The sequence below is a fragment of the Paraburkholderia sp. MPAMCS5 genome, assembly GCF_036016995.1.
GTDB lineage: Bacteria > Pseudomonadota > Gammaproteobacteria > Burkholderiales > Burkholderiaceae > Paraburkholderia.
Genome location: NZ_JAYXBK010000005.1, coordinates 289,700 through 308,468, shown reverse-complemented (window position 1 = coordinate 308,468; position 18,769 = coordinate 289,700). Strand labels below are relative to the sequence as shown.

General features: G+C 63.8%; 16 protein-coding genes, 1 other RNA gene and 1 pseudogene. 8 read left to right on the top strand and 10 right to left on the bottom strand.

Going from position 1 to position 18,769, the window contains the following annotated elements; genetic code table 11:
- The first annotated feature begins 77 nt into the window (after positions 1 to 77).
- Positions 78 to 1,052, top strand: a complete 975-nt coding sequence (locus tag VOM14_RS14285; protein WP_327629358.1) for an NADPH:quinone oxidoreductase family protein — start codon at positions 78 to 80, stop codon at positions 1,050 to 1,052.
- Positions 1,053 to 1,204: 152 nt separating this feature from the next.
- Here the strand turns inward: VOM14_RS14285 and VOM14_RS14280 are convergent, their stop codons facing one another.
- From VOM14_RS14280 to ffs, 8 genes are all read right to left on the bottom strand, one after another.
- The gene (locus VOM14_RS14280; RefSeq protein ID WP_327629357.1) at positions 1,205 to 2,029 is read right to left on the bottom strand and encodes an ABC transporter permease; all 825 of its coding nucleotides are present in this window, start codon (positions 2,027 to 2,029) and stop codon (positions 1,205 to 1,207) included.
- 57 nt (positions 2,030 to 2,086) lie between these two features.
- Entirely contained in the window at positions 2,087 to 2,899 is an 813-nt protein-coding gene (locus tag VOM14_RS14275) for an ABC transporter ATP-binding protein (RefSeq protein WP_327629356.1), read from the bottom strand.
- A 55-nt stretch (positions 2,900 to 2,954) separates the two neighbouring features.
- Positions 2,955 to 3,992, bottom strand: a complete 1,038-nt coding sequence (locus VOM14_RS14270; RefSeq protein WP_327629355.1) for an ABC transporter substrate-binding protein — start codon at positions 3,990 to 3,992, stop codon at positions 2,955 to 2,957.
- A 116-nt stretch (positions 3,993 to 4,108) separates the two neighbouring features.
- Positions 4,109 to 5,377 carry a CaiB/BaiF CoA transferase family protein gene (locus VOM14_RS14265; RefSeq protein ID WP_327629354.1) on the bottom strand — a complete coding sequence of 423 codons (1,269 nt, stop codon included), beginning with the start codon at positions 5,375 to 5,377 and terminating at the stop codon, positions 4,109 to 4,111.
- An 87-nt stretch (positions 5,378 to 5,464) separates the two neighbouring features.
- The gene (gene recR, locus VOM14_RS14260) at positions 5,465 to 6,061 is read right to left on the bottom strand and encodes a recombination mediator RecR (protein ID WP_327629353.1); all 597 of its coding nucleotides are present in this window, start codon (positions 6,059 to 6,061) and stop codon (positions 5,465 to 5,467) included.
- 175 nt (positions 6,062 to 6,236) lie between these two features.
- A complete protein-coding gene (locus VOM14_RS14255) occupies positions 6,237 to 6,563 on the bottom strand; it encodes a YbaB/EbfC family nucleoid-associated protein (protein ID WP_006048866.1) in 327 nt (108 codons plus the stop codon).
- Positions 6,564 to 6,644: 81 nt separating this feature from the next.
- Positions 6,645 to 9,419, bottom strand: coding sequence for a DNA polymerase III subunit gamma/tau (gene dnaX, locus VOM14_RS14250; protein WP_327629352.1), 2,775 nt, complete (start codon positions 9,417 to 9,419; stop codon positions 6,645 to 6,647).
- A 287-nt stretch (positions 9,420 to 9,706) separates the two neighbouring features.
- Positions 9,707 to 9,805, bottom strand: an RNA gene (gene ffs, locus VOM14_RS14245) — signal recognition particle sRNA small type.
- A gap of 426 nt (positions 9,806 to 10,231) precedes the next feature.
- Here ffs and trxA point away from each other — a divergent pair.
- The 7 genes and pseudogenes from trxA to VOM14_RS14210 all read left to right on the top strand — a co-directional run bounded on the left by trxA (position 10,232) and on the right by VOM14_RS14210 (position 17,468).
- Positions 10,232 to 10,558, top strand: coding sequence for a thioredoxin TrxA (gene trxA / locus VOM14_RS14240; RefSeq protein WP_006048864.1), 327 nt, complete (start codon positions 10,232 to 10,234; stop codon positions 10,556 to 10,558).
- Positions 10,559 to 10,793: 235 nt separating this feature from the next.
- On the top strand, positions 10,794 to 12,062 hold the full coding sequence (gene rho / locus VOM14_RS14235; RefSeq protein WP_327629351.1) for a transcription termination factor Rho: 1,269 nt from the start codon (positions 10,794 to 10,796) through the stop codon (positions 12,060 to 12,062).
- Between the two features lie 149 nt (positions 12,063 to 12,211).
- Positions 12,212 to 12,722 (top strand): annotated as a pseudogene (locus VOM14_RS14230) (MFS transporter); the annotation flags it as partial.
- Positions 12,723 to 12,737: 15 nt separating this feature from the next.
- Positions 12,738 to 13,574, top strand: coding sequence for a M90 family metallopeptidase (locus VOM14_RS14225; protein ID WP_327629350.1), 837 nt, complete (start codon positions 12,738 to 12,740; stop codon positions 13,572 to 13,574).
- Between the two features lie 177 nt (positions 13,575 to 13,751).
- Entirely contained in the window at positions 13,752 to 14,018 is a 267-nt protein-coding gene (locus VOM14_RS14220) for a type B 50S ribosomal protein L31 (RefSeq protein ID WP_149673157.1), read from the top strand.
- Positions 14,019 to 14,328: 310 nt separating this feature from the next.
- On the top strand, positions 14,329 to 16,086 hold the full coding sequence (locus tag VOM14_RS14215; protein WP_327629349.1) for an ArnT family glycosyltransferase: 1,758 nt from the start codon (positions 14,329 to 14,331) through the stop codon (positions 16,084 to 16,086).
- Between the two features lie 2 nt (positions 16,087 to 16,088).
- Complete coding sequence (locus VOM14_RS14210) at positions 16,089 to 17,468, top strand: MATE family efflux transporter (protein WP_327629348.1); 1,380 nt, start codon at positions 16,089 to 16,091, stop codon at positions 17,466 to 17,468.
- Between the two features lie 84 nt (positions 17,469 to 17,552).
- Here the strand turns inward: VOM14_RS14210 and VOM14_RS14205 are convergent, their stop codons facing one another.
- Both VOM14_RS14205 and VOM14_RS14200 read right to left on the bottom strand, forming a co-directional pair.
- Entirely contained in the window at positions 17,553 to 17,990 is a 438-nt protein-coding gene (locus VOM14_RS14205) for a carboxymuconolactone decarboxylase family protein (protein ID WP_327629347.1), read from the bottom strand.
- A complete protein-coding gene (locus VOM14_RS14200) occupies positions 17,942 to 18,454 on the bottom strand; it encodes a MerR family transcriptional regulator (protein WP_327629346.1) in 513 nt (170 codons plus the stop codon). The genes VOM14_RS14205 and VOM14_RS14200 overlap by 49 nt, the downstream gene beginning before the upstream one ends.
- Positions 18,455 to 18,769: the final 315 nt, after the last annotated feature.

The following is an 18,769-nucleotide window of genomic DNA, read 5'->3' as shown; positions in this document are numbered from 1 at the left end:
AAAAGCATGAAAACGCACGCTCGTGCGGATGCTTTACACTCGAAGCAATTGCGAACCCTTGATCGAATGGAGACACGATGCGCGCGATTCGCTGTAATCAGTACGGGCCGCCCGAAAGCCTCACCGTCGAAGATCTGCCGGACCTCGAAGCGCCGCCCGGCCACGTCGTGATCGACGTGAGCGCCGCCTCCGTCAACTTTCCCGATGTGCTGATTATCCAGAACAAGTACCAGATGAAACCGCCGTTGCCGTTTACGCCCGGCTCCGAGGTCGCGGGCGTCGTGCGCGCGGTCGGCGCCGGCGTCACGCAGTTCTCGCCGGGCGCGCGCGTGGTCGCGTTCACCGGCTCGGGCGGCTTCGCCGAGCAGGCAATCGCGAGCGCGGACGCATGCGTGCCGCTCGCGGACAGCGTCGATCTCGAACTCGCCGCGGCATTCACGCTCGCGTATGGCACCTCGCATCACGCGGTCGTGGATCGCGGCGCGCTACAAGCCGGCGAAACGCTGCTCGTGCTTGGCGCGGCCGGTGGAGTCGGCCTCGCGGCCGTCGAGATCGGCAAGGCTCTTGGCGCGCGCGTGATCGCGGCGGCGTCGAGCGACGCGAAGCTCGCCGTCTGCGTGGAACATGGCGCGGATGCAACGATCAACTACAGCACCGAAGATCTGCGCGAGCGCATCAAGGCGCTCACCGGCGGCAAAGGTCCGGACGTGATCTACGATCCGGTCGGCGGCGCGTATGCGGAGCCGGCGTTTCGCAGCATCGGCTGGCGCGGGCGCTATCTGGTGGTCGGCTTTGCGAACGGCGAGATTCCGAAGCTGCCGCTCAATCTGATGCTGCTCAAGGGCGCGAGCGTGGTCGGCGTGTTCTGGGGCGATTTCGCGAAGCGCGAGCCCGAGCGCAATCACGCGGCGTTCGCGCAGATGGTCGGCTGGATCGGCGAAGGCAAACTCAAGCCGTACGTGTCCGCGCGCTATCGGCTGGAACACACCGGACGCGCGCTGCGCGATATGGCCGAGCGGCGCGTGATCGGGAAGGTGGTGATTACGCCGTAGCACTGGTTCGGGTCGAGGCCGAGTTTGCGCTTGAACTTGCGCTTGAACTTGCGACTGGACGCCGCACTTGAACCCGCGTCAGCGCAAACAAAAACAGCGTGTGGTGCGTCAGCCCACACGCTGTTTTTCATGAAGCTGCGCGCTCGTTGCGCCTACAGCTTTTCGGTATCGCCAGTCTTGGGTTGCCACTTCATCAGATGCCGCTCGCCCATGCCGACGATCGCATCCAGAACCAGCGCGAACGCGGTCAACACCAGAATGCCGGCGAACACGGTATTGATATCGAAAGTGCCTTCGGCTTGCAGGATCAGATAACCGACGCCGCGCGCCGAGCCGAGATATTCGCCCACCACCGAGCCCACGAACGCGAGGCCCACCGACGTGTGCAAGCTCGAAAACACCCAGCTCATCGCGCTCGGCAAATAGACGAAGCGCAGCAGCTGCTTGCCGTTCGCGCCGAGCATGCGCGCGTTCGCGAGCACGACCGGGCTGACTTCCTTCACGCCCTGATAGACGTTGAAGAACACGATGAAGAACACCAGCGTCACGCCCAGCGCCACCTTCGACCAGATGCCGAGACCGAACCACACGCCGAAGATCGGCGCGAGAATCACGCGCGGCATCGAGTTGGCGGCCTTGATATACGGATCGAAGAGCGCGCTGGCGAGCGGCGACAGCGCGAGCCACAAGCCGACGCCCAGCCCCACGCCGGTGCCGAGCACGAACGCGAGGACGGTCTCGACCAGCGTGATCCACAGGTGCAAATAGATCTCGCCGCTCGTGAACCATTCCCAGATCCGCTGCAGCACTTTCTGCGGTTCGCCGAAGAAGAAAGCGGCCTTGTTCGGGTCGTCGAAATAGAATGCCGGCAGGAGCGTGGGACTCGTCAGCACGTACCAGAGCACGAAGCACAGCACGAGCAGCAGCCATTGCCAGATCACCAGATTCGCCCGGTTCGGGCGCAACGTCTTCCACATGACTCGATTTGCCTTAGACGATTGATAGACGTAAAACGCGGCGCGCCCGGACAGCCGTCATACGGCGCTCAGTTGCTGCTGATAGCCCTTGAGCACTTCATCGCGCAGCACGCTCCAGATCTGCGCATGCAGCTCGACGAAACGCGCGTGCGAGCGGATTTCCGCGACGTCGCGCGGGCGCGGCAAGTCGATCGTGAATTCGCCGATGGGATGCGTGCCCGGTCCCGCCGACAGAACGACCACGCGGTCGGACATCGCAATGGCTTCGTCGAGATCGTGCGTGATGAAGAGCACCGCCTTGCGCTTGGCCGCCCACAGGTCGAGCAACTCGTTTTCCATGAGCTGGCGCGTCTGGATGTCGAGCGCCGAAAACGGCTCGTCCATCAGGATGATGTCCGGGTCGAGAATCAGCGTCTGCGCCATCGCGACGCGCTTTCTCATGCCGCCCGACAGTTGATGCGGGTAGCGGTCGCCAAAACCGCCGAGACCCACGCGCTTGAGCCACTCGTCGGCTTTCTCGCGCGCCTCGGCCGGCCGCACGCCGTGAAACGCGAGGCCTGCGATGACGTTGTCGATCGCGGAGCGCCACGGCATCAGCGCGTCGGCCTGGAACATGTAGCCCGCGCGCCGGTTGATGCCTGTCAGCGGTTCGCCGAACACGCTGATCGCGCCCGACGACGGCGCGAGCAAACCCGCGCCCACGTTCAGCAACGTGGACTTGCCGCAGCCGGTCGGCCCGACCACCGAGACGAACTCGCCAGGCGCGATTCGCAACGTGGTGTCCTTGACCGCGGTGTAACGCTGCGCGCGGTTGTCCCGCGCGGCGAACGTGCAGGTGATGTTTTCGAGCGCCAGAGCTGCAACGGTCATCGTTCGACTCGCTTGGTGGATCGGTTTCGGTGTGCGGTGCCGCGCGGCATCGCGTTCAGGCCTTCACGCTGGCGAGCGCTTTCTTGACGAAGTCGTTGGTCCACGTCTTCGACACGTCGATCGGCTTGCCCTGCACCGTCGCGTCGAACGCCTGCAAGGTCTTGAGCGACGTGGTGGGACCGTCCCCAGGCATCAGGCCGTCGGGCGACATGGCTTCTTTCACGTGCTGCCATGCGTCCAGGTACACCGCGCGGTCGCCGAGCAAATAGCTTTCCGGCACCGTGTTGATGAGTTCGGCGCCGGTTGCCGTCTGCAACCACTTGAGCGCGCGCACCATTGCATTGGTCAGCGCCTGCGTGGTGTTCGGATTCTTCGCGATGAAACCTTGCGAGGCATACAGGCAACCCGCCGGCATATCGCCGCCGAACACGCTGTGCGTATCGGCGAGCGTGCGCGTGTCCGACACGACGCGGATGTCGCCCGCGCGTTCGAGCTTGGTCATGACCGGATCGAGATTGGCGAGCGCGTCGATCTGTCCGGATTGCAGCGCGGCGATCGCGCCCGCGCCCGCGCCGACGCCGATGAACGCGACATCTTTCGCGGTCAGCCCGGCTTTGGCCAGCACGAAGCTCGCCATGATCGAAGTCGACGAACCCGGCGCGGTCACGCCGATTTTCTTGCCCTTCAAGTCAGCAATCGACTTGTAGTTCGGCATGGTTTTCTTCGACACCGCGAGCACGATCTGCGGCGCGCGTCCCTGAAGCACGAACTCGCGGAACGACTGCTTCTGCGCCTGCAACAGCAGCGTGTGTTCGAACGCGCCGGACACCACATCGGCACTGCCGCCCACCGCCGCCTTCAACGCTTGCGAGCCGCCCGCGAAGTCGGATATCTCGACGTCGAGTCCTGCGTCCTTGAAGTAATTGCGGCGCTCGGCGATCGTGAGCGGCAAGTAGTAAAAGAGGTTTTTCCCGCCGACCGCGATTGCCACTTTCGTGGTTTCGGGTTTGGCCTGCGCGAAGGCGAGCGGCGTGGCCGTCAGCGTGGCGCCCGCGAGCGCGGCCGTACCGGCGAGGAAGCTTCTGCGATGCATGTTGGTTGTCTCCGAGGCTCTTGCAGACTCTGGTCTGCGATTTTATTTGTTCGGCCGCGATGAGCAGGGCTCAGATTGCTCACCGCGATGATCCGCCGGTTATCCATCCAGGCCGCTCACACAATCTGTTGCGCGCGCAACCTTGCGATGTGGTCTGCATCATAACCTAGTGAATGCAGGACTTCATCCGTATGTTCACCCAGTTCCGGACCGAGCCAGCGCGTTTCGCCCGGTGTGCCGGACAGCTTCGGCGTGACCGCCGGCAACGTGATTTCGCGGCCGTCCTGCCACTTGAAGCGCTGGATCATCTGACGCGCCATGAACTGCGGATCGGCGAACATGTCGGCTACGCTGTAGATGCGTCCCACCGGCACGTCGGCGGCATTGAGCACCGCGAGCGCTTCGTCGATGGTGCGCGTGGCGAGCCACGCGGCAATCGCCGCGTCGATTTCCTGCGTGCGCGGCACGCGGCCGTCGTTGTGCGCGAGCGCGGCATCGTTCGCGAGATCCTCGCGTTCGATCGCGACCATCAGCCGCTTGAAAATCGGATCGCTATTGCCGCCAATCACGATGCTGCCGTCGCGGCACGGATAGGTGTTCGACGGCACGATGCCCGGCAGCGACGCGCCGGTGCGCTCGCGCACCATGCCGTACACGCCGTATTCGGGCACCACGCTTTCCATCATGTTGAAGACGGCCTCGTACAGCGCGACGTCGACGACCTGCCCCTTGCCGCCGTTCACCTGCTTGTGATGCAGCGCCATCAGCGCGCCGATCACGCCGTGCAGCGCCGCGATCGAATCGCCGATCGAAATGCCGATGCGCGGCGGCGGCAAATCCGGATAGCCAGTGATATGACGCAGGCCGCCCATCGACTCGGCAATCGCGCCGAAGCCCGGCCGGTCGCGATACGGTCCGCTCTGGCCGTAGCCGGACAGACGCACCATCACGAGCCCGGGGTTATCCGCCGACAGCACGTCATAACCGAGGCCAAGCTTCTCGAGCAAACCGGGCCGGAAATTTTCGACGACGATATCCGCTTCTTTCGCGAGACGCCGCACGATTTCCTTGCCCTCCTCGGCCTTCAGATTGATCGTGACGGATTTCTTGTTACGCGCCTGCACGGCCCACCACAGCGAGGTGCCGCCGACTTCCGGATAGAGCTTGCGCCACTTGCGCAGCGGGTCGCCGCCTTGCGGGTCTTCGATCTTGATGACGTCGGCGCCGAACTCGCCGAGAAAGCGAGCCGCGAACGGGCCCGCGATCAGCGTGCCGAGTTCCAGCACCTTCACGCCGGCCAGCGGGCCGGGTTGGCCGGGTTGGCCGGGTTGGCCGGGTTGGTTTTCTGGCGCATTGCTCGCGCCGGATTCGGGAGTTGCGCTCATAGTCTCCTTTGTCTTGTTCTGCTTCCGCTTCTGCTTCGCTTCCGTTCTTGCGACGGCGCGTGGCGAATCGTGCTTCGGCGCGCCGCGCTACATCGAGCGGCGATCGAGCATCGCGCGGGCGATCGTGCCGGCGTCGACGTATTCCAGTTCGCCGCCCACCGGCACGCCGCGCGCGAGGCGCGTGACGGCGAGGCCGCGCGCCTTCAACGTCTGGCCGAGGTAATGCGCGGTGGCCTCGCCTTCGTTGGTGAAATTGGTCGCCAGCACGACTTCCTTGACGACGCCGTCCGACGCGCGCCTGACCAGCCGGTCAAAATGGATTTCCTTCGGACCAATGCCGTCGAGCGGACTCAGGCGTCCCATCAGCACGAAGTAGAGGCCGCGATAGGTCAGCGTCTGTTCGAGCATGATCTGGTCGGCGGGCGTTTCGACGACGCACAGCAAGGTCGGATCGCGCTCGGGATCGAGGCAGACTTCGCAGATCTGCGCTTCGGTGAAGGTGTTGCACTTCTCGCAGTGTTGCAGATGCTCGGTTGCGAACAGCAACGCGCGGCCGAGCTTTTCGGCGCCGTCGCGGTCGTGTTGCATCAGGTGATACGCCATGCGTTGCGCGGACTTCGGCCCGACGCCGGGCAGCGCGCGCAGCGCTTCGACGAGCGCCGACAAGGCGGAAGGTTGTTTCATGCGAATCGGCGTCGAAGTGGATGGTGACCGGGCATGCGGGCCGGTGATGCGGTTGATTCTGTGTGAGCTTTCGGGTCGGCTTTCGGGCGATCTTTCGTGCGCAGATCGCGCCGGACACGCGCGGGCTGCGTCAGCAGCCATGACGCACCCGCTCCGGCTTTTTCAGCGGCGTCAATCAGAACGGCAGCTTGAATCCCGGCGGCAACGGCAGGCCCGAGGTCATGCCGCCCATCTTTTCCTGAGCCGTGGCCTCGGCTTTGCGGACGGCGTCGTTGAATGCCGCGGCGACGAGGTCTTCCAGCATGTCCTTGTCGTCGGCGAGCAGGCTCGGGTCGATCGACACGCGACGCACGTCGTTCTTGCAGGTCATCGTCACCTTCACGAGACCGGCGCCCGACTGCCCCTCGACTTCGATCTGCGCGAGTTGCTCCTGCATCTTCTTCATGTTTTCCTGCATCTGCTGGGCCTGTTTCATCAGCCCGGCGAGTTGACCTTTCATCATGGAAATGCTCCTTCTTGATAGCGTGAAATTCGGAAATCGCGCGCGCCAGTTTGCGCGCTTCCGGCGTAGTGGCGCGGCGAATCAGTGGACGGAGGACGCGCCGTTCGAGCTTGCGTCCGGAGTAATCGGGCGAATCGAGCCCGGCACGATGCTCGCGCCGAACTCGCGGATCAGCGACTGCACGAACGGATCGGCGCCGATCTCGCGCTCCGCTTCCTGCTGACGCCGCGCGCGCTGGGCGGCGTCGTGAGCGGCGGCGGTGCGGCGCGCCGGACCGACTTCGACGAGCACGTCGACATTCTGGCCGAGCTTGTCGGCCAGGGCACTTTTCAGTTTGGCGACCTGCGACGCTTCCGCGTATTGCGGCACCGGCACATTCAGTTTGAGCGTCTTGCCTTCGAGCGCCATCAGTTCGCTGTTGAACGCGAGCTGATACGAGATGCCCTTGAGCGGCAAGTCGACGGCGAGCGAGGGCCAGTCGCCCTTGAAGCCGAGTGGATCGAGCGGCACCGCCGGCGGCAGCGGACGCTGATCGACGATCGGCGCGGGCGCGGCCGGCGCGGCGACGCGGACATCGTCCGGGCCGCTGTCGAACACAGGCATGTAGTTGTCGTCGGGCGGACCGTAGTAGCCGTCGTCGGATGCGGAAAGCGGCATGTAGTCGTCGGGCGGCATATCGTCCCACGGAGGCACCGCCGAGCCACTTTGCTGCGAGTCCTTGCGTGCCGCCGACGGCGCCGCGGCGGACGTTGCCCGAGCGCCAGCGGCGGCCTCGGGTTGCGCCGCGCCGCGCGGGGCGCCGGGCGCCGGCACGGGAACCACCACGCGGGGCGCGGACGGTTTAGGCGTGACAGGCGCTGCGGTCTTCGCAGCCGATGCGGCGCTCGCGCGCCCACGGTCCGAAGAAACCTTCAGGCCGGCGCTGCGCAGAACGTCGAGCGCGGCGCTCGCGCCACTCGCGCGGCGCGCGGGCGTGCCGGATGATGCGGCGGGTTCGTTCGAGGCTTCGGTCAGCGCTTCGTTCCGATTGGCGGACGGAGCGGCCGCTTCGTTCGCGCGCGAAAGCGCGGCGGCCGCTGGTGCGCCGAGTGCGGCAGGCAGCGCCGATTCGGGGAGCACCGATTCGGGGAGTGTCGTCTCGGCAGCGGCAGATGCGGCGTCGGGCGTTGCGGCAGCCGGCGCGGTTTGCGACATCGGTGTATCGACGGCGCTCACCGCCGGCGTCGGATTTGCCGCGGATTCAGCGGGAGCGTCGTCCCACGGAGCCGGGTCCGGCGACGGGGCGACTGGCAAAGCGGAGGACGTGGCGCCGGCCGATGCCGATGCCGACGTATCGGTATGCAGAGGCGTCCGTCCTGAATCCGCGTTCTCTACGTTATCGACGGCCGGCGCGGAGTCGGCCCGAACGGCTGAGCTTGATGTGGCAGCCCCCGATCCCTGAGCGCCACGAGATTCCGCTGCCGATGGCGCGTCGCCTACGGCGGACTGCATCCGACCGGCGCTGCCGGCTTGCTCAGCAAGCCCAGCCGGTTTGGAAGGCGCCTTAGCGGCAAGCTCTCGCGACTCTCGAACGGGCGCACTAGCGATAGCAGCACCAGCGCCAGCGACCGCACCGCGCGATCCCGCCGCCACTTGCAGCGGCGAAGCGGAAATAGGCGAACCCAACGCCCCTCGCTGCGCGGCTACCGCCGGCGCCCCCGCCCGCTGCGCACCACTCGCGCCTGCCTGGCCCTGACGCCCCGCCCCCGCGGCTCCACCACCGCCTCCTGTCGGCGCGGGCTCGAAGGCCAGCATGCGCAACAGTGTCATCGTGAAGCCCGCATATTCATCGGGCGCGAGGCCCAATTCGCTACGGCCAATCGTCGCGATCTGATAGAACAGCTGGACCTGCTCGGCGCTAAGCGTCTCGGCAAAGCGGCGCAAATCCGCTGCCTCGGGCCACTCGTCCAATACCGACGACGGCGCGAACTGCCCCCAGGCGATGCGATGCAAGAGGCTCGCGAGATCCTGCAACGCGGTGGAAAACGACAGACTGCGCAGCGCCATTTCGTCCGCGACCGACAGCACCGCCGCGCCGTCGCCCTGCGCGAGCGCATCGAGCAAGCGAATCAGGTAGCTTTGATCGAGCGCGCCGAGCATGCCGCGCACGGCCTCTTCATTCACCTGATTGGCCGAATAGGCGATGGCCTGATCGGTCAGCGAGAGCGCGTCGCGCATCGAACCGTCGGCGGCGCGCGCGAGCAGGCGCAACGCCTGCGCCTCGTGCGGAACCTGCTCTTCGCCGAGAATGTGTTCGAGGTGCGAGACAATATGACCCGCCGGCATCTGCTTCAGATTGAATTGCAGACAGCGCGACAGCACCGTGACCGGAATTTTCTGCGGATCAGTGGTGGCGAGGATGAACTTGACGTGCGGCGGCGGCTCTTCCAGCGTCTTCAACATTGCGTTGAAGGCGTGGTTGGTCAGCATGTGCACTTCGTCGATCATATAGACCTTGAAGCGCGCATCGACCGGCGCGTACACCGCGCGCTCCAGCAGGGCCGCCATTTCGTCGACGCCGCGATTGCTCGCCGCGTCCATCTCGACATAATCGACGAAGCGCCCTTCGTCGATCTCACGGCACGCGCGGCACACGCCGCACGGCGTGGAAGTCACACCGCTTTCGCAATTCAGCGCCTTCGCAAAGATACGCGACAGCGTCGTCTTGCCGACGCCTCGCGTGCCGGTAAACAGATAAGCGTGATGCAGGCGGCCGCCGTCGAGCGCGTGCGTGAGCGCGCGCACCACGTGCTCCTGTCCGACGAGCGACGCGAAATCCTTCGGCCGCCATTTGCGTGCGAGAACTTGATAGGTCATCCGGAAATTGTATCAGTAACGATGCCGTGCAAAACCGATTCGAGCGGCCGCGCAAAAGCGTCCCGAGCCGCTCATCGAGCGTGGCTATCGGAGCCATAGAAAAAATAGCTGGGCGCACACCTGCGCTTGCGCCGCGGCGCGCAGGACCAAGGCAAGGAGCAAGGACGAAACAGAAGGATAACGCGGAGAAATGCGTGCAAAAGACAAAGCACGGGAATGCTCAGCACCTTGAACAGATGCGACTCAAGCAAACGCGGAGGGGCAAAGCAGAACAACAGAAAGAGGAAGGTGACGAGCCCGACCCTCGGCACTGGTGGAAAACGGCTGTGGCTGCTTCGTTCCCGACCTGACCAGGTTGACCATCCCTCCATGCGAGGAGGCCCGTCACGAAACATTCTATCACCGCTCGACTCTTCGTGCGACTGTTAATGCGACCAAAGTCGTGAGCGCGCGCCGAAATGCTGCCCTCGTTATCTTGCCGCGAGGTCGCGCCTCTCTTGAGTTTGTCCGCGAAGCTCCCACATAGGCTACGTCGCAGTTGATGAAACACGGTGGCACTTCACCGGCAGCCATCGGCCCCGCTGCCCCTGATGACTACTATCGCCCCCGGCAACGCATAGCGAATTAAGCTAAACTGCCGTACGGATGACCCGCAAGCGCGAGCCTTTCCGCCTATGCCGAACGGTCTCGACTTTTCGTGCGCAGACGGCAAGCACTCCGAGTGCGGCAAAGCGAACGGAAGTTTCCCTAGGTTTTGACGTATCGTGGCGAGCAATTCAGGCGGGCCTCGAACCGATAGAGGTATTCATACAATGAGCGAACAAATCAAGCATATTAGCGACGCATCGTTCGAACAGGACGTCGTGAAATCCGACAAACCCGTGCTGCTCGACTTCTGGGCCGAATGGTGCGGTCCGTGCAAGATGATCGCGCCGATCCTTGACGAAGTCGCCAAGGATTACGCCGATCGGCTGCAAATCGCCAAGATCAACGTCGACGAACACCAGTCCACGCCGGTGAAGTTCGGCGTGCGCGGCATCCCCACGCTCATCCTGTTCAAGAACGGTGCGGTTGCCGCACAGAAAGTCGGCGCACTGTCGAAGTCGCAACTCACGGCGTTCCTCGACGGCAATCTGTAAGACGTTGCGCGGGCGCGCTGCACGGTCCATCGAGACTCGCGCGCGCCTTCGCGCTCTGTTGTCGGCCGACAACATTTCTCACAAGAAAGATGCCGCGGCGCCCAACTGGCGGAAGCTGGCGTGTGCTATGCTAGAATCCGCAAAACGTCGAAAAGACGTGTAAGTCCTTGAGCGGTTCCGCTCACTTCTCCTCCCAGATTTCATTTCGTCGCACCTTCTCCTGCGGGTTCTCCGTATGCATTTATCCGAGCTTAAGACTCTGCACGTCTCCGAATTGATCGAGATGGCCAATGGCCTCGAGATCGAAAGTGCGAACCGCCTGCGCAAGCAGGAATTGATGTTCGCCATTCTAAAAAAACGAGCCAAAACAGGCGACACGATCTTCGGCGACGGCACGCTCGAAGTGCTGCCGGACGGATTCGGCTTCCTGCGTTCGCCGGAAACCTCGTACCTGGCCAGCACGGACGATATTTACATCAGCCCGTCGCAAATCCGCCGCTTCAACCTGCATACGGGCGACACGATCGAAGGCGAAGTGCGTACGCCAAAAGACGGCGAGCGCTATTTCGCGCTGGTGAAGGTGGACAAGGTCAACGGCCAGCCGCCGGAAGCCTCGAAGCACAAGATCATGTTCGAAAACCTGACGCCGCTGCACCCGAACAAGGTGTTGCTGCTCGAACGTGAAATGCGTGGCGAGGAAAACGTCACGGGCCGCATCATCGACATGATCGCGCCGATCGGCAAAGGCCAGCGCGGCCTGCTGGTGGCGTCGCCGAAGTCGGGCAAGACCGTGATGCTTCAGCACATCGCGCACGCTATCAAACAGAATCATCCTGACGTCAAGCTGTTCGTTTTGCTGATCGACGAGCGTCCGGAAGAAGTGACGGAAATGCAGCGTTCGGTGGCCGGCGAAGTGATCGCCTCCACGTTCGACGAACCGGCCGCGCGTCACGTGCAGGTCGCCGAAATGGTGATAGAGAAAGCCAAGCGCCTCGTCGAAATGAAGAACGACGTGGTGATTCTGCTCGACTCGATCACGCGTCTCGCGCGTGCATACAACACCGTCGTGCCGGCCTCGGGCAAGGTGCTGACGGGCGGCGTGGACGCCAACGCGCTGCAACGTCCGAAGCGCTTTTTCGGCGCGGCGCGCAATATCGAGGAAGGCGGTTCGCTGACCATCATCGGCACCGCGCTGATCGAAACCGGCAGCCGCATGGACGACGTGATCTACGAAGAGTTCAAGGGCACCGGCAACATGGAAGTGCACCTGGAGCGCCGCCTCGCTGAGAAGCGCGTCTACCCGTCGATCAATCTGAACAAGTCCGGCACGCGCCGCGAAGAGCTGCTGATCAAGCCCGAAGTGCTGCAAAAGATCTGGGTGCTGCGCAAGTTCATTCACGACATGGACGAAGTCGAGTCGATGGAATTCCTGCTCGACAAGATCCGCCAGACCAAGAGCAACTCGGAGTTCTTCGACATGATGCGTCGTGGCGGCGGCAGCTAAAAGCCGCGCGCGATACTTCGCAAAAAGCCGCTCGTCAGTCACGAGCGGCTTTTTTTCGCTCATTGCTTTTGTCCATCGGTCCCGCTCCGGGGCGCGGAGCGCAGTTCGCTGGTCACCGCACGCACACCTCGCCGCCAACCTGAACGCGGAAGTATGCGAATCTTCTGACACGCAAGAAGTGGATCATCGTGCCGTGCTTCGCAGTCGCCGCGATCGCGGCCGCGTGAATGACGCGCATGTCGCCGGCCACAGGCGAAGCGGCGCTCGTCGGGCCGCTCCTGTTGTGCTTCCTGCTGTTGCTGTTCATCGTGTTGTCGGTCGCCAACCTGACCTTCAGCATCTTCGCGATCGAGACGTTCACGCACGGCTACCGGCTCAAAAATATCGTGCGGCATCGATAAGTGCTGCATCAGGCGCGACTCGCGGAGTTTGCGAATCCGTACAATCCGTTGTTCCATAACTCGCTGGCCGCGCTGACCCGCGCGCCGTCCACCGCCGGACGCTCGCCGCCGGACGCGCATTCGCTCGCGGTCGCGGAAAATCAGCCGCACAGTTGCGCGGCAGGCGAGCTTTGCAGGCTCGCTCGACGGCTCCTATTTTTGGATCGACGTCGCGCTATGCGGCGGAATATTCGCCGCGTGGCAAAAACAGATCGACTAACGGTTTCATCGGACCATGCTTTCGAAACTCACTCAATGGCTCGGCGCCCGTCGGCGCGAGCGCGCGCTGCGCGACTACGCGATCGACGACGCGCTCTGGCAAACCACCCTCGACGGCTTGCCGTTTCTGGCGCATCTCGACGCGCCCGATCTCGCACGCCTGCGCGAGATGAGCAGCCTGTTCATCGCGCAAAAAGAATTTTCGACCGCGCACGAACTCGAACTGAGCGCCGCGATGACCGTGGCGATCGCCGCGCAGGCGTGCTTGCCCGTGCTGAATCTGAGCCTGGATCTGTATCGCGGATGGGTGGGCGTGATCGTCTATCCCGGCGAATTCGTGATCCGCAAAACGGTCGAGGACGAAGACGGTGTGGTTCACGAGGTCGAACAGGACGCGAGCGGCGAGGCATGGGAAGGCGGCCCGGTGGTGCTCTCGTGGGAAGACGCGCAAATGACGGACGCTCAGGACGCGTACAACGTGGTGATCCACGAGTTCGCGCACAAGATCGACATGCTGAACGGCGAGGCGGACGGCCACCCGCCGCTCGTGCGTCGCTGGCACGCGCCGCTCGACTCCGAGGCATGGGCGGACGTGTTCGATTCCGCCTACGACCAGTTCTGCGCGCGGGTCGACGCGGTGCCGCAGCGGCGCTGGACGCGTTTCGAGCGCGAATCGCTGATCGATCCGTATGCGGCCGATCACCCGTCCGAATTTTTCGCGGTATGCAGCGAGGCGCTGTTCGTCAGGCCACAGGCGTTCGAAGCGGAATATCCAGAGCTTTACCGGCTGCTCGCGCGATATTACCGTCAGGATCCGGCGCGGGCCGGTTTGACGTTCGTGCCGTCGCCATGACGCGGCCGTCACTTCAATCCAGGCGAAAAGCGGCCAAAAAACCTGACGGAATTCGTCAAGCGACTGATTTTCTGGCATAATCCCCGTTTTTCGACCATAGGCAAGTGGCTCGCGCCTAGATGCGGTTGCTGTAGCGGCTGCACGCGGGTTGGCTACCGCCAGATTAAAGGAAAGATCATGAAAGAAGGCATTCACCCGGATTACCGCGAAGTCCTGTTCATCGACATGTCGAACGACTTCAAGTTTGTGACGCGCTCGACCATCCAGACGCGTGAAACCGCTGAATTCAACGGCAAGACCTACCCGCTCGCCAAGATCGAAGTGTCGTCGGAATCGCATCCGTTCTACACGGGCCAGCAAAAGATCATGGACACGGCAGGCCGCGTCGAGAAGTTCAACAAGAAGTTCGGTGCACGTGCTACCGGCAAGGCAGCAGCGAAGTAATTACCGCTTCATCGTCCGCTTTGGCGGGCAGCGAAGCAGCAAAAAGGGCAGCGCGAGCTGCCCTTTTTTGTCGCCTGCGTCTGCCACTGCGTGCCCGCATGAAGGCACGACCGGCGCCCGGCGTTAGCGCCGCCGCTTCCGTCGCGCAACCGCGCATCGTATTAGCAGCATGCTCAACGCGGTTGCAGCCCATTACCGTCCGTGACGCGCATTGCGCCACCCGACTACAATGCCGGATGGTCCAACCAGGCCTTTCCAGCCGGGCGGGCCGCCCGGTGGCGGCCTTCGCTTATCCAATATCCCAAACCGCATGAGACCTGTCGTTCGCCTCACTGCTTCCGCGACCAGCGCCTTGCCGCGCTGGCTGCTGTTGACCATCTGTATCGTCTACGCATCGTTCGGACTGTTCGGCCGCGATCCGTGGAAGAACGAGGACGCAGCCGGCTTCGGCGTGATGTGGACCATGGCGAACGGCGGCGCGCACGACTGGCTGTTGCCGAATCTGGTCGGCAAATACCTGACCGAAGACGGCCCGCTCGGCTACTGGCTCGGCGCCAGCGCAATCCGCGCGCTCGCGCCGTGGGTCGATGCGAGCAACGCGTCGCGTGTCTTCACAGGTCTGCTCTTTTGCGCAGGCTGCGCGTTCATCTGGTACGCCGCCTACCTGCTTGGCCGGCGCGCCGAGGTGCAGCCTTTCAAATACGCGTTCGGCGGCGAGCCGGAACCTCGCGACTACGGCCGCACGCTCGCCGACGGCGCGCTCCTGATCCTGCTCGCCTGCTTCGGCCTCGCCGAGCGAGGTCACGAAACCACGCCGCAACTGGCGCAATTCGTCGGCATCGCGATGCTCGTGTACGGGCTCGTGCGTATGATCGACAAGCCGATTCAAGGCGCATCGGTCTGGGGCCTCGCCATTGGCCTCGTCACGCTCGCGAGCAGCCCGGTGCTGGTCGGCGCCCTGCTGCTCGGCACGTTCGCGATGACGCTGATCGTGCGCGAAACACGCTCGCGCTGGCTGCTGCTGGCAGGTCTGCCGATTGCGCTCACGATCGCCGTCGCGTGGCCGATTGCCGCGCTGGCGGCCTTTCCCGTCGATGCCGTCTGGTATCTGAACCAATGGGTTCACGTCAGCCTGAGTTCCTTCGCGGGGCCGCCCGGCTCGGTCGCCGCGTATGCGCTGAAAAACCTGCCGCTCTTCACGTGGCCCGCGTGGCCGCTCGCGCTCTGGGCCTGGTTCAGCTGGGCGGGCTTGCGCCGCGCACCGCACGTGGCGATTCCGCTTTCGGTGATCGGGCCGCTGCTCGTGCTCGTCATCCTGCAAAGCCATCAGTCGAACCGGCTGTATATGTTGCTGCTGCCGCCGCTCGCGGTGCTCGCGGCATTCGCGTTGCCCACGCTCAAACGCGGCGCGATCAACGCGATCGACTGGTTCGCGCTGCTCAGCTTTACGATACTCGGCAGCTTCGTGTGGCTCGTGTACGTGGCGGGGCTGACCGGTTTCCCGCATCCGCTCGCGCGCAACCTCGCGCGCCTCGCGCCGGGCTTTGCCCCGCAATTCAAGATTCTTTCGTTTGTCTGCGCGGTCGCGGTGACGGTCTGCTGGTTCGTGCTGGTGCAATGGCGTCTCGCGCGCCATCCGAAGGTGCTGTGGCGCAGCGTGGTGCTGTCGAGCGCAGGCACGACGCTGATGTGGGTTCTCCTGATGACCCTGTGGCTGCCGGTCGTCAACTACAGCCGGACCTACAAGGACGTCGCCGAACAGATCGCGAGCCATCTGCCCGAGGACTACACGTGCATTTCGCCAGTGCGGCTCGGCAATGCGCAGATCGCGACCTTCGCGTATTTCGGCGACATGCACTTCGCGTTCGATCAGGACTGCGACGTCATTCTGCGTCAGGACACGCAGGAATACGGCGAGCCGAGCGCGATGTCCGACTTCGTCTGGAAGCTCGTGTGGGAAGGCCGCCGCGTGGCCGACCGCGACGAACGCTTCCGTCTTTATGTGCGGATCGACCGTCCGAAGCCGCCGGTCGTCAAACGGCGCAACTGGCATAAGAAGCCTGGCTGACCATGCTCGCCGATGTACGGAAAATCGCCGGGCTCGCGTGGCCAGTGCTGATCGGGCAACTGGCGATCATCGCGTTCGGCGTGATCGACACGGCCATGGTGGGCCGTTATTCCGCTGTCGATCTCGCCGCGCTGGGCTTGGGCTCGTCGATTTATATTTCCGTCTACATCGGCCTGACCGGCATTCTCACCGCGCTCCAGCCGATCACCGCGCAGCTATACGGCGCGCGCCGCTATGCCGAGATCGGCGAGGAAGTCCGGCAAGCCTTGTGGCTCGCGCTGGCCCTCACCGTGATCGGCTTTCTGATTCTGTTCTTCCCCGGCCACCTGCTGCATCTCGCGCGCGTGCCTGAGGCGCTGCATGAGCGCACGGTCTCGTATCTGCGGATTCTGGCGTTCGGCCTGCCGGCCGGCCTCGTCTTTCGCGTCTACAGTTCGATCAGCAATGCGCTCGGCAAGCCGCGGCTCGTGATGATTCTGCAGATTGGCGCCCTGCTGCTCAAGGTGCCGCTCAATACGTGGTTTATTTTCGGCGGGCTCGGCGTACCGGCGCTCGGTGGGCCCGGCTGCGCGCTCGCCAGCACGATGATCAACTGGGCGCTCGCGATCCTGGCCTTGGTGCTGCTGATGCGCGTCGACATCTTCACGCCCTTCGCGATCTTCAGGCATTTCTGCTGGCCGGTCTGGCAGCGTCAGGCCGCGCAGTTGCGCCTCGGCATTCCGATGGGACTGTCCTATCTGATCGAAGTCACGTCCTACACGTTCATGGCACTCTTCATCGCGCGCTTCGGCACGACGACGCTCGCGGGCCATCAGATCGCCGGCAACATCGGCGCGGTGTTATATATGACGCCGCTGTCGATCGGCATTGCTTCGTCCACGCTCGTCGCTCAGGCGCTCGGCGCGCACCGCGCCGAGGCGGCGCGCACGCTGTCGCGTCACGGCATCATGATGGCCGTCGCAATCGCCTGCTGTTACGGCGCGATCATGCTGGTGCTGCGCCCCTACGTGATCGAAGGCTATACGCCGAACGCGCAAGTCGTGGCAGCGGCCATGCCGCTCGTGCTGATCGTCGTCGGCTATCACCTGTTCGACGCGTTGCAGATCACCACGGCGTTCGTGCTGCGTGCCTACAAGGTCGCCGTCGTGCCGACCGTGATCTATGCGCTCGCGTTGTGGGGCGTGGGGCTCGGCGGCGGTTATCTGCTCGGCTTCAACGTGACCGGCGACATCCCGGTCTGGCTGACCGGGGCGCGCGGCTTCTGGGTCGCCAATACGGCGAGCCTCGCGATTGCAGGCATCGGCTTGCTGCTTTACTGGCGCGTGGTGAGCAAGCGGCACGTGCGCGCCGCGACGGCGCTCGGGCAGGACGGCTTTGTTTGAGGGCTTTGTTTGAGGGCTTTGTTTGGCGTGGCTGTTTGAAGCCCGCGCCACGCGCCAAACCAACGCGCGTGCCCCTCGCCTCGCTCACGCCGCCTGCGCGACTTCGGCGCCGCTGTCCGCCTTCGTCTCTTTCGATACCCGGTCGTGCCGCTCGAAAATCTCGCGCGCCGCGAAGAGCGCATTCAGCGCCGCCGGAAACCCCGCATAAAGCGCCATCTGCATGAAGACTTCGACGATCTCCTCGCGCGTGCAGCCGACATTCAGCGCCGCTTCGATATGCACCTTCAACTGTGGTTGCGCGCATCCGAGCGTCGCGAGCGAAGCGATCGTCGCGATCTCCCGCGCGCGCAGATCGAGCTGCGGACGACTGTAAATATCGCCGAAACCGAATTCGATCAGAAGACGCGCGAAGTCCGGCGCAATCGGCGCGAGCGCGGCGATCACCTGCTCGCCTGCCAAGCCGTCGATTTCCTTCAGTTTGTCGAAGCCTTGCGTGTAGCGGTCGGTCGGTGCGTGGTCCATGGTGAGTCCTTTTCCGAGTGTGAAAATGATGACGTGTCGTCGATCTGCCGTGCCGCACCCGCCGCCGCACTTGCCGCCGCGGACGTCGCTAGGGCGGCTTCGCCGTCGTAGTACGCGATCTTGTCGATGATCGCGCCGAGGTTGGTCTGCAACCCGGCGATCCGCGCCAGCACCGCATCGCGATGCGCCACCAGCATGTCGCGGCGCGCGCCGACCGTCGGCGGCCCTTCGGCACGCAGCGCGGCAAACGCCTGCATGCCGGCGATCGGCATGCCGGTCGCCTTCATCCGCATCACGAACTGCAACCAGTCGAGGTCGGCCGGCGAATACAGTCGATGCCCCGCCTGCGTGCGGCCGACCGCGCGGATCAACCCGGCCTGCTCGTAATAGCGCAGCGTGTGCGTGGAGACGCCGATGGTTTCGGCGACTTGCCCGATAGTGAGTGCATTCGACGTTTTCGGCATGACAGGACTCAGGTTAGGACTTCGAGTGCACTCTAAGTCAAGCGCGCCGCGCTGTCATTTTCAGCGCGTACCTGGCGCTTATGACACGCGCGAAAATCGATACGATCGATCCGCTCATCAATCGACTCATAAGCGCCTCGTTACGAGGCAAAAGGTTTAAATATTGTCCAAAACGATTTACTTGCCATCAATCGATCGGTATAAATCGTCGGCGTTCGCAAATCAGGGCGCGCATTTGTCCTATGCTTAAGCGCAGCGCCTGCTGACAGAATGCGTCGCCCGTTCCCGGCCAACTTTTTGCCATCCATGGAGTGC